This is a genomic window from Paenibacillus algicola, from assembly GCF_005577435.1.
In the GTDB taxonomy this organism is placed as follows: Bacteria; Bacillota; Bacilli; order Paenibacillales; family Paenibacillaceae; genus Paenibacillus_AQ; species Paenibacillus_AQ algicola.
Window position 1 is genome coordinate 1,797,479 of record NZ_CP040396.1, and the last position, 14,069, is coordinate 1,811,547.

Annotated in this window: 14 protein-coding genes; 12 read left to right on the forward strand and 2 right to left on the reverse strand. The window is 53.8% G+C overall.

Annotated features, from left to right (window positions below):
• Window positions 1-94 precede the first annotated feature (94 nt).
• The 6 genes from E6C60_RS08045 to E6C60_RS08070 all read left to right on the forward strand — a co-directional run bounded on the left by E6C60_RS08045 (window position 95) and on the right by E6C60_RS08070 (window position 5,778).
• The gene (locus E6C60_RS08045; RefSeq protein WP_138225387.1) at window positions 95-2,089 is read left to right on the forward strand and encodes a sensor domain-containing diguanylate cyclase; all 1,995 of its coding nucleotides are present in this window, start codon (window positions 95-97) and stop codon (window positions 2,087-2,089) included.
• Between the two features lie 261 nt (window positions 2,090-2,350).
• Entirely contained in the window at window positions 2,351-3,193 is an 843-nt protein-coding gene (locus E6C60_RS08050; RefSeq protein ID WP_138225388.1) for a hypothetical protein, read from the forward strand.
• A 126-nt stretch (window positions 3,194-3,319) separates the two neighbouring features.
• Window positions 3,320-4,435: an aminopeptidase gene (locus E6C60_RS08055; protein WP_138225389.1), complete on the forward strand. Its 1,116-nt coding sequence runs from the start codon at window positions 3,320-3,322 to the stop codon at window positions 4,433-4,435.
• A gap of 92 nt (window positions 4,436-4,527) precedes the next feature.
• Window positions 4,528-4,776 carry an HPr family phosphocarrier protein gene (locus E6C60_RS08060; RefSeq protein WP_138225390.1) on the forward strand — a complete coding sequence of 83 codons (249 nt, stop codon included), beginning with the start codon at window positions 4,528-4,530 and terminating at the stop codon, window positions 4,774-4,776.
• Window positions 4,777-4,932: 156 nt separating this feature from the next.
• Entirely contained in the window at window positions 4,933-5,220 is a 288-nt protein-coding gene (locus tag E6C60_RS08065; RefSeq protein WP_138225391.1) for an Fpa/YlaN family protein, read from the forward strand.
• A 171-nt stretch (window positions 5,221-5,391) separates the two neighbouring features.
• The gene (locus tag E6C60_RS08070) at window positions 5,392-5,778 is read left to right on the forward strand and encodes an Asp23/Gls24 family envelope stress response protein (protein ID WP_138225392.1); all 387 of its coding nucleotides are present in this window, start codon (window positions 5,392-5,394) and stop codon (window positions 5,776-5,778) included.
• Between the two features lie 43 nt (window positions 5,779-5,821).
• Here E6C60_RS08070 and ftsW read toward each other — a convergent pair whose 3' ends face one another.
• Complete coding sequence (gene ftsW, locus E6C60_RS08075; RefSeq protein WP_138225393.1) at window positions 5,822-7,042, reverse strand: putative lipid II flippase FtsW; 1,221 nt, start codon at window positions 7,040-7,042, stop codon at window positions 5,822-5,824.
• A gap of 12 nt (window positions 7,043-7,054) precedes the next feature.
• On the reverse strand, window positions 7,055-7,402 hold the full coding sequence (locus E6C60_RS08080; protein WP_138225394.1) for a YugN family protein: 348 nt from the start codon (window positions 7,400-7,402) through the stop codon (window positions 7,055-7,057).
• A gap of 332 nt (window positions 7,403-7,734) precedes the next feature.
• Here E6C60_RS08080 and E6C60_RS08085 point away from each other — a divergent pair, with 332 nt between their 5' ends.
• From E6C60_RS08085 to E6C60_RS08110, 6 genes are all read left to right on the forward strand, one after another.
• Window positions 7,735-8,931, forward strand: coding sequence for a M20 family metallopeptidase (locus tag E6C60_RS08085; protein WP_138225395.1), 1,197 nt, complete (start codon window positions 7,735-7,737; stop codon window positions 8,929-8,931).
• Window positions 8,932-9,036: 105 nt separating this feature from the next.
• A complete protein-coding gene (locus E6C60_RS08090) occupies window positions 9,037-10,788 on the forward strand; it encodes a DNA repair helicase XPB (protein ID WP_233281176.1) in 1,752 nt (583 codons plus the stop codon).
• Entirely contained in the window at window positions 10,785-12,515 is a 1,731-nt protein-coding gene (locus E6C60_RS08095; protein ID WP_175415247.1) for a helicase-associated domain-containing protein, read from the forward strand. Before E6C60_RS08090 ends, E6C60_RS08095 begins: the two co-directional genes overlap by 4 nt.
• A gap of 178 nt (window positions 12,516-12,693) precedes the next feature.
• The gene (locus E6C60_RS08100; RefSeq protein WP_138225397.1) at window positions 12,694-13,131 is read left to right on the forward strand and encodes a YlbF/YmcA family competence regulator; all 438 of its coding nucleotides are present in this window, start codon (window positions 12,694-12,696) and stop codon (window positions 13,129-13,131) included.
• A 42-nt stretch (window positions 13,132-13,173) separates the two neighbouring features.
• Complete coding sequence (locus E6C60_RS08105; RefSeq protein WP_138225398.1) at window positions 13,174-13,437, forward strand: YlbG family protein; 264 nt, start codon at window positions 13,174-13,176, stop codon at window positions 13,435-13,437.
• Window positions 13,438-13,607: 170 nt separating this feature from the next.
• On the forward strand, window positions 13,608-14,045 hold the full coding sequence (locus E6C60_RS08110) for a hypothetical protein (RefSeq protein WP_138225399.1): 438 nt from the start codon (window positions 13,608-13,610) through the stop codon (window positions 14,043-14,045).
• Window positions 14,046-14,069: the final 24 nt, after the last annotated feature.

Below are 14,069 nucleotides of genomic sequence, written 5' to 3' on the forward strand. Positions count from 1 at the left end.
TGGATAGGCATGCAGGGGTGATTGCACGTTTTATTTCATGAAGCACATGTGGGTCTTTAGGCAGACCTTATAATGGTGCAAAGGAGCGCCCGATATGTCAGAAGAACAACGGAAGGCATCTTCAGCCTCCTGCGGGACGACTGCTCTGCCAGACGGGGCAGCATCCTGCGGGCTGATCAGCAGAAGTGCCGGAACCAGGCATCACGATCTGGATATTACGATCTATGACCAGCCGTATCTTCAACCGATTATGGAGGAGAGCTTTCTGGAATGGAAGAGCGAAGCCTCCAGCCTGCTGTCGCAAGTCGGTGGAGAATGGGCAGTGCTGAATTCCGAGGGCGTCTGGCTTGCGGGGGATTCTGCCTTGCAGGACTATTTCCTGGCCGGCGATGACGAGACTCTGCAGAGAGTGCTGCGTACCGGGCAGCCGGCGGCGGCGGTTAGTGACGCCGTGATGGGCGGCAGAACGGTATGTGCTGTTCCGCTTCAGTCCAGGACACGGGGCGAGCTGTTCGGAGCTCTGGTGAGAGTGTCGCTGGAGGACAAGCTGGATGAGCGCGTTCTGGTGCTCACGGAGGCGGCTGGACTCCTTTTGCGTTCCTGTTTTTACCGGGGATTTCAATCCATCTTTGTCAACGATTTGGAGAAGGTATACGTTCAGGCCGCTAAGGAGGCCCGCCAACGCTCCATTTTGTTTCAATATATCAAGAGGATGCATTCACGCATCGATGTGGACAAGGTGCTGACAGAGGTAATGGAGAGCATTCTCGGTCTTTATCCGGAGGTAGGTCTGGAGCTGTTTATGTCTCAGGACCACGAGAGCAACCATCCATTAGTGAAGCCGCTGCTGCTGCATCACTGGCAGGAAGAGATTTATGTAAGGACCTTTATGGAAGGCACCGTCACAACGCTGCACCGGGGCTCAGGAGAAGAAGCCCGCGTAGAGATCGGTGTTCCGGTCGGCGGGAAGCAGGGGGTTTACGGTGTGCTTCATTTGAAGGCGACGGGGCCGCTTATGGAGGAGCTGGATGTAGAGCTGCTGGAAATGATGGCGGATGCCGCGGGCACGGCTTTTGAGAACGCCAAGCTGTATGAGCAGTCCAACGTTATGATACACGAGCTGCGGATGATTAACGAGCTGACCCAGCGGCTTAGCAAAAGCCTGCACCTGGCCGATATTTACCAGTTTGCCAATCAGGAGCTGCGAAAGATTCTGGGTGCGCACTATTGCTGCATTCTCGTGATGAATGAGGAACTGGGCGCACTGGAGGTGGCCTCCTGTAATGCCCCATGGCTGGCCAAGGAAGTGTTCCCGAAGGAATACGGCATCGGCGGGCATGTCTACCAGAGTAAGGAGCCGTTCATTCTGGCGGATTATGCGGCGGAGCGTCCGGCGGAGTCGAAGCTGATGGAGACGACCGGGTCCAGCTCCATGATCGCAACCCCGTTGATGGTCAACGGGGGGATCCGCGGGGTTATCCTGATGTCGCACCGGAAGAAGCACTATTTCTCTTACGATAACTACCGGCTGCTCCAAACGCTCTCCAGCCATATCGGTCTGGCTGTAGGAAACGCCTCGCTGCATGCCGAGGTACGGAGGATGGCGAACCGGGATATGCTGACTGAGCTGTATGCTCGCCATTATCTGGATGAAGCCATCCAGAAATGCCAAAGCCGCGATTTCTGCGGGTCCCTGATTCTGGTGGATATTGACCATTTCAAGCGGGTGAATGACACCTTCGGCCATCAGAAGGGCGATAAGATTCTCAAGCAGGTCAGCAATGTCATTAAATCCTCGATTCGCCAAAGCGATATAGCTGCCAGATGGGGCGGCGAAGAGCTGGCGGTGTACCTCCCAGGTCTGGGCATTGACCAGGCGTTTCAAGTGGGGGAACGTATCCGCCAGCGCGTGGAGCAGGAAACGGATCCTTTGGTAACGGTATCCTGCGGGATTTCGGAGTGGAACTGGACACAGGAGCGGATCAGCGTAGAATCCCTCTTTTACCGGGCTGACATGGCGCTCTATCAAGCCAAGAACAGCGGCCGGAACCAGATTATGATCGAAGAGACCGAATCGTCCGGAGATTAATGAATCTAATCTTAATCGGGAGGGGCTGTCCCCAAGTAGATCATTCTATTTGAAGCATAGCCTCGATCACATGAAAAGAACGTGTACAAAGAGAAATAACCAGCCAAGGAGGTTACACTTGGCTGGTTATTTCTCTTTGTTGACTTCATGCCGCCTGCTCTGGCAGGTTAGGGCAAGGAGCGGCTGCACGATGAATTGCATAAAGAAGGAAGAGGCAACACAGCCTATGAATCATACATCATCTTGAAAAAGGACTGATTCATGATGAAGATTCACCGTATCGGCCTCTTGATTAGCCTGCTTCTGTTTCTAGGCAGCAGCCTGAGTCTGCATGGCTGTACCCCTCAAGGCTCTGACCCGGAGGGGCTGCTGCAAACGACGCTGGCGGGCTTGGCGGGATTGGAGCAGCTTCACTTTGAAGGCCGGAGCGCCGTTCAGAGCCTGGATACCGGCGTGTACAGCGCTGAGCTTCATTATACGGGAGAGCTGAGGAGCCATACGCTGCTCAGTATGACAGTAAACAAGGGACGCGACAAGAAACGTCCTCGGCGTTTTGCGCAGTCAGGCGATCCCGCAGACGGGTTTCAGGCCAAGCTGGAGTACAAGAGCGGCACGTGGAAGGCGCTGCAGGAAGGATATGCTGACAGCACATGGCTGAGTGGCTACAACCCGCTGCAGGAGCTGAGCTGGATCGGCAGCGCCGACAAGCATGTGTCTGAGGAGCTGGGAGCGGCGCGAGGGACGCGGGTGCTGCGGGTAGAGTTGGACCCCCAAGCAGCATATACCCGCTGCCGAGAGCTCTTGCAGCAGCAGATGGAGCAGTTGAAGAATGAGCTGGAAGAGCCGGCCGGTGAGCTGTATACCGGGGACGAGGCTGGCCGGAAGAAGCTGCTGGGCATCTGGGAGAAGGAGCGCCGGATGCTGGAGGCGCTGCTGGACCAAAGCACAGTAAATTCGGTTTACTATGTGACGGTGCGAAATTCGACGGGACTGCCCGTCAAGCTCCTGTCAGAGCGGCGAGTGACCTATCAGGATCAAGCAGGACGGAAACATGATGAAATGCTGAGGTCTGAGGTGAGCTTCTCTTTTACAGCAGTCCGCTAAATATATTTCAGGCAAGCGGCTGACGGAGCAGAAGGAACGTGATACAATAACAAAATGATTGAACATTGTTCAATATAATTTGAACAAGACGATGCGTAGCTACTTACACCTTAGGAGGAATCAAGCATGCGTGATCCAAGAATTCAGAAACTAGCAGAAAATCTGGTGGGCTATTCGGTCGATATGCAGCCCGGGGAAAATGTACTGATTGAGATGATTGGCTCGGAGCGGGATCTGCTCAATGCGATTGTCGAAGAGGTAGGCCGCAAAGGAGGACGTCCTTTCGTACAGCTGACAGACAAAACGGTACAGCGGGCTATGCTGAAGCATGCCACCAAGGAGCAGCTGTCGATCTGGTCCGAGCTTGACCTTGCCCGGATGAAGCAGATGGACTGCTATATCGGGATCCGTGCCGGCGAGAATGTCAACGACCTTGCGGATGTGCCTGAGCAGAATATGAAGCTCTATAACTCCATTTACTCCCACCCCGTACATAGCGAAGAGCGTGTCAAGCGGACGAAGTGGGTGGTGCTGCGCTATCCGAACGCGAGCATGGCTCAGCTTGCCAATACAAGTACGGAAGCGTTTGAGGACTTTTACTTTGATGTGTGCAACCTGGACTATTCCAAAATGGACCGTGCCCAGGACCCGCTCGCTGAGCTTATGCGCCGGACGGACAAGGTGCGTATTACCGGACCGGGAACAGATATTTCCTTCTCGATCAAAAATATCGGTGCAGAGAAATGCTCCGGCCAGAAGAACATTCCGGACGGCGAGGTGTACACATCGCCGGTTCGTGATTCCGTGAATGGAACGATTGCATACAATACGCCAACGCTGTATAACGGAGTCACCTTTGAGAATATCACCTTCCGTTTTGAGCAAGGGAAGATTGTAGAGGCTACCGGCAGCGATACGGCGCGCTTGAACGAGATTCTGGACAGCGATGAAGGCGCACGCTACATCGGGGAATTCGCGATCGGCTTTAACCCGTATATTTTGCATCCGATGAAGGATATTTTGTTTGATGAAAAAATTGCCGGCAGCCTGCACTTCACGCCAGGTCAAGCCTACGAGGTGACCGATAACGGCAACCGCTCGTCCATCCACTGGGATCTGGTGCTGATCCAGCGTCCGGAGTATGGCGGCGGAGAAATTTACTTCGACGATGTCTTGATCCGGAAAGACGGCTTGTTTGTAATTCCGGAGCTGGAGAGCCTGAATCCCGAAAATCTAAAATAGCATAAAATGGGTTGCAAAAGAAAACGGATTCAATGTATCATGAAGAAGCAATAAATCCATTGATTCCACCCTATAGATATGGAGGGATTCCTATGTCCAATAACAACAATGCAAGCGTTGTCGAAATTGCTCAAACCGCAGGTCAATTTTCTTCATCCATTGTTCTGCAGACCGAGAATAAGTACATTGACGTCAAGAGCATTTTGGGGTTATTTACGACATTGGTCAGTCACAAGAGCTACGAGCTTCATGTTCATGGCTCGGATGCCGAAGAAGCGAAGCAAGCAATGATTGATGTGTTTACCAAGCATGGGCTGAATGTTACCGTAGTGGCTGACTAAGCTCCGGCGAAAAGACATCCTTCCTGGATTCCAGGAGGGATGTTTTTTTTGTGAAGTGTGCCTGTTCTGAAGGAACTGGTCCTTGTATTGTCAAGACTTTTCGTCTAATATTAGGGATAGTACCGAGCTGTGATTTTGACATAGGGGGGACAAATCATGACTTCATCGGATTTACAGGAACAGCTGAATCTTAAAGCGATCAGTCTTCTTCATGAAGATGCGGATAAAATTCAAAAGCTCATTGAAGTGCAGATGGAGAATCTGGCAACCCGTTATTGCCCTCTCTATGAGGAAGTGCTGGATACCCAGATGTACGGATTCTCGAAAGAGGTTGATTTTGCGGTCAGAGCAGGCCTATTGCCGGAAGTAACAGGCAAGCAGCTGATCAGCAAGCTCGAGCGCAATCTGGCTCTTCTCTATGAAGCCTTGAATCAAGCTGAATAGCCTGTCCTCGTGACAGGCGATACATAGAAGCGCATGCTCGGGAAGGAGACCGGCATGCGTTTTTTTGCGCTTGATGACTGGGCGTTGATCATATATTTTCCAGGTTAGATTTGCTTTTTAGGCCTGTTAGGATTTACAATAACGAATAATGAGGTGAAGGGGGATTTTGGCATGGCTGAACAGCTTCAACTGGATAATGGATTGATTCGGATATCAGATGACGTTGTCTCTAAAATCGCCGGGATGGCGGCTTTGGAAACACCGGGGATTGCTGCCATGTCGGGCGGCCTATCCGAGGGCTGGGCCAAACGGCTGAGCGGCAAGAACGTGCAGAAGGGGGTAACGGTAGAAGTTGGCCAGCTTGAGGCGGCCATTGATCTGCGCATTATTGTCCTCTACGAGACACCGATCCATGAAGTGTGCCGGATGCTTCAGCAAAATGTTCGGGAAGCAGTTGAGAGTATGACGGGTCTGCGTGTGGTGGAAGTGAACGTCAAGGTGGAAGGCGTTGCCTTCAAGGACGATGAGATCGAGGATTATTCAGGTCGTACCAAGTAAATCACTACTGCAGAAATACCGCAACGAAGCAACGAAGAAAAGACTACCGGGAAGACCGGTAGTCTTTTTTGAGTACAGATTTGACATGCTCTTCCTTCGCGGGACGCGTGCTTTCCCTGGAAATGCTGAGTACAATGCCGATAGAAAGCATCATCACGAGCAGGGAAGAGCCGCCATAGCTGACGAACGGAAGCGTGACTCCCGTAATAGGAATGGTGTTGGTGACTCCGCCAATATTGACAAAGGCCTGAATCGCAATGAGTCCCATAATACCGATCCCCGTCAATGTCCCGAACGGGTCCGGACAGCGAAGAGAGACGATAATGCCTCTCCAGATGAAATACAGGTACAGAAGGAGAAACAAGGACGTTCCGATAAAGCCGAACTCTTCCCCGATGACTGAAAAAATAAAGTCGTTGTACGGGTTAGGCAGGTAGTGCAGCTTCTGGACGCCTTCGCCGTAGCCGGCTCCCGTTACGCCGCCCTGGCCAATGGCAATCAGGGACTGCACCAGATTGTAGCCGACCCCGGATTGGTCCTGAAACGGATTCAGAAATGCTTCAATCCGGCCCACCTTGTAGTTGCCGTCCGCTTGGGATTGTCCGCCCGAGATGGCATTGATCAAAGAGCCAACCCCGATTGTCAGCGCAAGTCCCAGAGCAACCAGCGAAATACAGGCTGTAATATGCTTCAGGCTCGCGCCTCCGGCATAAATAATAAGTCCGCAGGTGGCGACCAGAATAAAAGTGGAGCCCAGATCCGGCTGCAGCATAATCAAGCCGGCCACAACCCCGACAATAATCAGTACGGGAAAAAAACCGCCCTTCCACTGCCGGATGCGCTCCCCCTTCTTGGTAATGAGAGCAGCTAAATATCCGATTGTGGCAATCTTGGCGAGCTCTGTAGGCTGGATCCCTAAATTTCCGAGATTAAACCAGCTGGATGCACCGTTCGTCGTGCGGCCGATCACGATGACCAGTATAAGCAGAATCAGCGTCAGAAAGAACATAGGAAAAAATAATATCCGATATTTCTTGTAAGAAATGTTCATGGCAATCAGCATGACGAAGGTGCCCAGAGCTGCAAATACAAGCTGGCGCTTTGTAAAATACAGGGCGTCATAGCTGAACCTTTCGCTAACGACAGCAAGGCTTGCGCTGGAGCTGAACACCATGATTAAACCGAATCCCACCAGCAGCAAGGTAAGGATCAACAGCTGAAAATCCGGCGTCCCTCTCTTTGGCTGCGGTTTGGGCGTAGTCATACAATAATCGCGTTACGCTTCCAGAAGCGTCTTGAGCTGCTGCAGCTTTCCGTTCGCAATGTTCAGCACGGCTGAAGGAGGTGCGGAATCATATTCCAGACCGTGCGGGAAGGTAGCCTTGCCCAGGTAAACGGCTTCAATTTGAAGCACGGTATCCGGCTTCTCCAGCTTGCCTTCAATCGCGCGCGTATTAATGCGGAGATAGTAGTCCGTTTCGTTCTTTCTGTCCTCAATTTTGAAATCATATGTAGCACGGTAGTATTCCCACTGCCAGCGGATAAAGCCGACTTTCTCTGCGCTCTCATCCATGTAGGCCAAATCACTCTTCAAGCCGTCGAGGCCCGTATCTTTGAAAATCATGGCGTCTGTAAACCCCCTTAATTAGTCCCTACAAAGGTCTTTAAATATGATAGTATGTTTCCGGCACTTGTGCAAGCCTGCCAGCCGCGCGAAAATGTCTTTCTTTCTGCTTAAACGAAGGTCTGAAAGTCACCAGGGGAGCCGTGAATCGACTTCAATTTAAAGTGCATGGCCTTCCCGGTTTCTGCTACAATGGTTAACAAAGAAAGATGCGGCCCCAGGGTTCATGAACTTAAGGGCGGCAGCGTTAGGCAATTCCTCTATGCACAGCAAGGCGTTGAAGGCCTGAATGGCCGGACGAAAAAGCACACTTGGGGAAAGGGTGGTTGTCAATGATCAGAACTGAACAGGCTGAAGCGCTGTTTCCGCGGATGGTGGAATGGCGCCGATATTTACATAGGTTTCCCGAGGTATCCTATCAGGAGGAGAAAACGGCACAATTCGTAGCTTCTGTCCTGGAAGCGCTGGGCTATGAGCCCCGCACCGGGATGGGCGGACATGGTGTGATGGCTGTGCTGAAGGGTGGCAGGCCCGGCCGCACCATCGTGCTGCGCGCGGATATGGACGCTCTTCCCATCCAGGATGAAAAGGAATGTCAATATAAATCCGCTGTGGAGGGGGTTATGCATGCCTGCGGCCATGATGGGCATACGTCCATGCTGCTGGCGGCTGCAGCTTATTTTAAATCGATGGAGGACCAGGTTCGCGGAGAGATACGGTTTCTGTTCCAGCCGGCAGAAGAAGTATGCCCCGGCGGTGCGCTGGGCATGATCGAGGCCGGTGCACTAAAGGGAGCCGATGTGATTTATGGCCTGCACTTGTGGACGCCGCTGCCGGTCGGCATGGCCTCAAGCGCCGCAGGTCCGCTTATGGCCGCTGCGGATGAATTCTTCATTGATATGGTGGGCCGGGGCGGCCACGGAGGGATGCCACATGTGACTGCAGATGCCGTGCTGGCCGGGGCAACGCTCGTCACCCAGCTGCAGAGCATTGTGAGCCGGTCCGTGGACCCCTTGCAGCCTGCAGTCGTGACGATAGGCACCATCCAGGGCGGCTCGGCGCAAAATGTTGTCGCTGACCGCTGCCGGATTACGGGGACAGTGCGGACCTTTGATGAGGAGACTCGCCTGCTTATTCGAAGCCGTATTGAGAGAATTGCCCATGCTGTTGCTGACAGCAGCGATACAACCGCAGTTATTGACTACCTCATCGGGTACCCGGCAGTTATTAATGATGAGCTGGAAACCCAGCGCTTCTTTAAGACCGCTCCTCAGGTGTTTGGGGGAGAGCAGGTGCTGCTGACACCGCCGATTATGCCGGCGGAGGATTTCGCTTATTATTTGCAGCAGATTCCAGGCTGCTTTATGTTTGTCGGTGCAGGCAATGAAGCGAAAGGAGCGGTCTATCCGCATCATCATCCAAGGTTTGATTTTGATGAGGATGCCATGCTTCTGGGCCTGAAGCTGCTCATCCAGATGACAGAAGCCTATCAGGATGAACATGAAGGAACCGAAGGCAGCGCCAATTAAGCATGCATGAAAGCGTGGAGATCAGGTCATTCTAAGCTTAGGGGAAGTTCAAGCTCGTGAGTATTTGAGCTTGAGCTTCTTTTTTTGTGAAAGGAGACTTCGTCCATGCATAGCGATTCTATGAATACGAACAAAACGGCCTCACAGACCGGACCTTGTATCGTGCAGCGCAACCGCACTATTTTGCTGGAGGTGGGCCACCCGGATTTTGAGAAAGCGCAGTCCACACTGTCGCACTATTGCGAGCTGGTGAAGAGCCCGGCTTCTTTTCATACCTACCAGATCACGCCGCTATCGCTGTGGAATGCTGCCGCCGCCGGATGGTGTCCCGCTGCGGTCATTTCGAGCCTGGTCCCGCTTTCCCGCTGGGAAGTGCCGTCCGCCGTACAGGGGGAAATCCAGGAGCTGATGTCGAGATTCGGCAAGCTGAGGCTGACCTGTCATCCACAGAAGACAAGCTGGCTGCTTCTGTCGCTGGAGGATATCCAGACGGAAGAGGCGATAAGTGCCTTGCCATGCCTGAAAGAAGCAGGGGCTGTGTTCGCAGCCGGACTGAGTGTGGAAATTCCATCGCACCGTCGCGGGATGCTGAAGCAGGAGCTGACTCGCGCCGGCTATCCTGTACTGGACCTTGCCGGGTATGAGGACGGACAGCATCTCGGACTGGAATGGTCCCCCTCCTGCACGGGAGAAGGCTTTCAGCTGCGGGAATATCAGCGTGCTGCAGTCAGTGCCTTTATGAACGGCGGCGGTACAGGGGGCAGCGGGGTGTTGGTGCTGCCCTGCGGCGCCGGAAAGACCGTGATCGGTCTTGGTGCCATGATGGAGCTGCAGTGCGAGACGCTAATTCTGACCTCCAGCTCTACATCGGTAGCCCAGTGGATCAACGAGCTGGTGACCCGGACAACGCTTCAGCAGGAGGAGATTGGCGAGTACACCGGACAGCGGAAAAAGGTAGGGCCGGTTACGGTGGCGACTTATCACATGCTGACGCACCGCAAGGGAGCAGAGGCGCCTCAGCCTGTCAATCTGTTCAGCGAGCGCAGCTGGGGATTGATTATTTATGACGAGGTGCATTTGCTTCCGGCTCCGGTATTCCGCGCTGCTGCCGACATTCAGGCTACACGCCGCCTTGGATTGACTGCTACGCTGATTCGTGAGGATGGAAGAGAGCAGGATGTCTTTTCGCTCATCGGCCCCAAGCGATATGTAATGCCCTGGAAAAGGCTGGAGGAGAAGGGCTGGATTGCTTCGGCGGATTGCGTAGAGCTGAAGGTGTCGCTGCCGGATTCTCTCAAGCCTGCCTACTATAGGGCTGGAAAAAGAGAGCAGTACAGGCTGGCCTCCGAAAATCCGGCCAAGACAGCTGCAGCGAAGAGACTGCTATCCCGTCATGCCGGGGAGCAGATGTTAATTATCGGTCAATATGTGAAGCAGCTTCAGAGCATGGCAGAGGCGCTGAACGTTCCCTTGATCACCGGGAGCACGAATCGGGCGGAACGAGAACGGCTGTATGACGCCTTTCGAGAGGGCTCTATACCGGTACTGGCCGTATCCAAGGTGGCGAATTTTGCGGTGGACCTGCCGGATGCCTCGGTCGCTTTGGAGGTGTCTGGCAGCTACGGCTCACGGCAGGAGGAGGCGCAGCGACTGGGGAGAATTTTGCGTCCCAAAAAAAACGGCGCCCGCGCCTCCTTCTACCATCTGGTGACGAAGGACAGCCGGGAAGAAGAGTTTGCAATTCGCCGGCGAATGTTTCTGATCGAACAAGGATATGAATACGTAACGCAGAACGGGGATGCTCTCTGCGGTGCGGATGTGCAATGGAACGCTCGAGAGGAGGGGGGGCTCATATGAACCGAGATGAACTTCCCCATACAACAAGACCCGTGCTGCAAGAAGCTGAGACTCAGGTGCTTACCCGGGTGTGGCAGTGCTTTGCCGGACAGCCGTTTGATGATGCCGAGCTGTCGGCCTTGTCCGTGCCGCCGCTTAGCGGAGCGGAGGTGCTGGCTGCTGTAACTGGGCTCGTGCGTAGCGGCGAGCTTCAATCGGCTCCAAAAGCATGGGGAGAGCGCTGGTTCTACATCCCCGAAAATCATCTTGCAGCGCTTCAGGAGCAGTTCTATGAGCTGCCCCCTGAAATTTATGCGGCTGCAGAGCCTGCCTTGAAGCAGGAGGCTGCTCCGGGACTCCCCCGGGACGTGCTGCAGGCGCTGCTCTTTCTGCACCAGGAGGGAGGTCTCGAGCTGACCGCCAGGGGTACGATTCACAAAAGGCAGCTGCAAAAGCTGAACAGACTGAAGACGGGCTTGCAGCCGGAGCATGTTTATGCCCTTGGCGTGTCTGATCAGCATCCAGACTTGTATCCGCCTGTGGCCGCGGTGCTGCTCGATTTGCTGCTCACACTCGGCCTTGTGCGGGAACAGGCGGGAAGCCTCAGACTGGATTCTAAAGCCGTTCGCGCCTGGCTCGCCTTGCCGGAGGAAAGTATGCATGCCCTGATTTTTCAGCAGGTGCTGAATCGGTACGGTGCACCATCCGTGCCTCTTCAGCATTTCAGAAGGCTGCTTTGTTGTAGAAAGCTCTCACCTCATGCCTGGATAAAGGGAGATGTGCTGGTGGCGTCCATTGCGGGCTTCCAGGCTAAGCCTGCAGCCATGGAGTCGGTTACAGCCGGAGCCCAGGCGTGGATGAATTTTATGGCCGCAGCCGGCTGGGCGGATATAGGGCAATGCGAGCAGGGAAGACCATGGCTTTCCTTGCGGCTGCCTGGTCACGCTTTACTGTCGCCGCCCCGAGGCCCGATCGACGAAAGCTCGCTTTCCATCCAGCCATGTCTGTATGTTCAGCCGGATGGGGACATTCTTGTGCTGCCCGATGCGCCGTTGTCTGTGCATTGGGATGTCGCGCGCTGCGCCGAACGGCTGTCGGAGGACCGGATCACCACATACCGGCTGACCCGGGAATCTCTGCAGGCTGCAGCGCGTCAAGGCTATTCTGCCGGGGAGATGCTGAACGGTCTTATGCGCTATTCCTTATCGGGCATTCCAGAGTCAGTGGCGGATGCTGTGCAGCTATGGGGACAATCAGACGTCGCGGCATCCCCTGAATCCAGTGCAGACCGAGAGAAGCTGCACTGTTCAGAAGCTGCAGGGCAGAGTGCAGCGCCGGAGCAAGCTGGGATCACGAAGAATTTACATACCCGCGGTTTTGCTCTGCAGAAGGGCCTCATTCACCACGACCACCTTGTGGAGAGATTGGAGCCGGATTTCAATGTTCCTTATGCCGATGCCCTCTTTCCGGGTCTCAAAGACATCCCCCGTTCCTGGACCCGCGAGCTGCGGTCATACCATAGATCCACGGCGGAGAAGCTTATGGAGACGGCGCTGGGCTGGCGTATGGCGCTGGAGCTAGGGGCAGCAGAAAGCGTGGTCCGGTTCATACCGCTGCAGCACGAGCCTGCGCCGTGGAAAATGACGGGCCTGCTATACGAACAGGAATCGGCTGCGCCCCGGCGTGTCGTGCTTGGGGCGGAGGACTGGCCGAGATTGCGTATTTTACTGCCCCTCTCATGCGAGTAATGCAGCAGAACGATACATCTCTTGAGGATGAAGCAGGCTGCCAAGCGGCTTTTCAGCGGTGCTTGAATCTTTGGGCTGCGGTGCATTTCCCCTTCTTAAGAAGCGCCTGATATGCTATGATAATAGGAGCCGGCTTTACTTGAAGCCGGTAAATCTATAACAGAAGTGGGATGAGTTCATGAGCGTATCGGAATTAAACACGGTCGATATGGCCGAGGTGCTCACCTACGCCTATCAATTGGGTGATATGATTAATGCGTCCGTGGAAGTGGCGGACTATCTATATTGGAAGCAGGCTGTGGAGAATCATCCGGATGTGAAGGCACTGGTGAGGGAGCTTCAGGCGAAGAAGGAGCTTTTTGAGGAAACGGAGCGCTTCGGGCACTTCCATCCGAATTATCATGAAGCGAAGGAGCAGGTCAGCGCGGTGGAGGCGAAGCTGGAGGGAATTGAGGAGGTTGCTCGATTTAAGCTGGCAGAGAAGAATCTGGATGAGCTGCTGCACAGCATGTCGGAGACCATTGCCTTTTCCGTATCAGACAGCATCAAGGTTCCGAGCAACGATCCGCTGCCGAAGAAGGGCTGTGGCAGCGGTGGCGGCTGTCAGTGCGGATAAATAGCGGCACAATAGTTGAAGAGAGCGAGGCGATGGGTATTCATGCTGGCGGAACGAACAGGCTTTATTATATGGGTGAGTGATATTAAAGCAGCTAGAAATCTGGAGAAGTATGGGAGCGTTCATTATATTTCCCGCCGCATGCAGTATGTCGTCATGTACGTCAATGCAGACCGTGCGGAGGAGACGGCACGTAACGTTCGGCGGCTGTCCTATGTGCGCAAGATTGAGCGCTCGTACCGGAATGAGATCAAGAAGGAATATAGCAGCAAGACACCGGATAAAACGCAGTTTTACGGGGTCTAAGCAAGCAGGTGAGCAGGGTGAAGCGGCCGATACGGCCGCTTTTTTTGAATCCTGAAACATATATTCATATCTAAAAAAGTTTATCTTCTTGTGCGGATATGAGGAATGTTGTAATATGTTGGGTATATATACATAGATAGAAAGACCCATATGGTGGGAGATGATCATGGATGAGAGATAAAGGCACGGAGCGCTGGAGTACGTACGAGCCCTTCTATATCACATTGAATGATAAGAAAATAGCGGATATTGTCATCACGCATCATGCACGGCAGCGGTACGAGGAACGGCTGAAGGCCGAAGGAGCACAGCAGGAGGAGATCGGGGCCTGGATGTGGGAATGCCTGAAGCAGAACCGGATTACGCCGTATTACAAGAACGAGCAGGATGTCTATTTGATCGATGAGGATCTTGTCATGGTGGCTGAATTCTCGGAGCTGGAGCATGAACGGGATTTGATTGGAAATCCGCTGCACCAGATGATTATCGTTACCTTTCTCGGCCGGATGTCCGAAACGATTGAGCTTCGGGATCTGAAGTCGTATTATTCCTGGCTGCGTCATTCCCGCCGGATGACCCTGGTCAAGAACAGCCGCAAACGCAAATAAGAGCAGACGTGCCTGAAGCCGCGC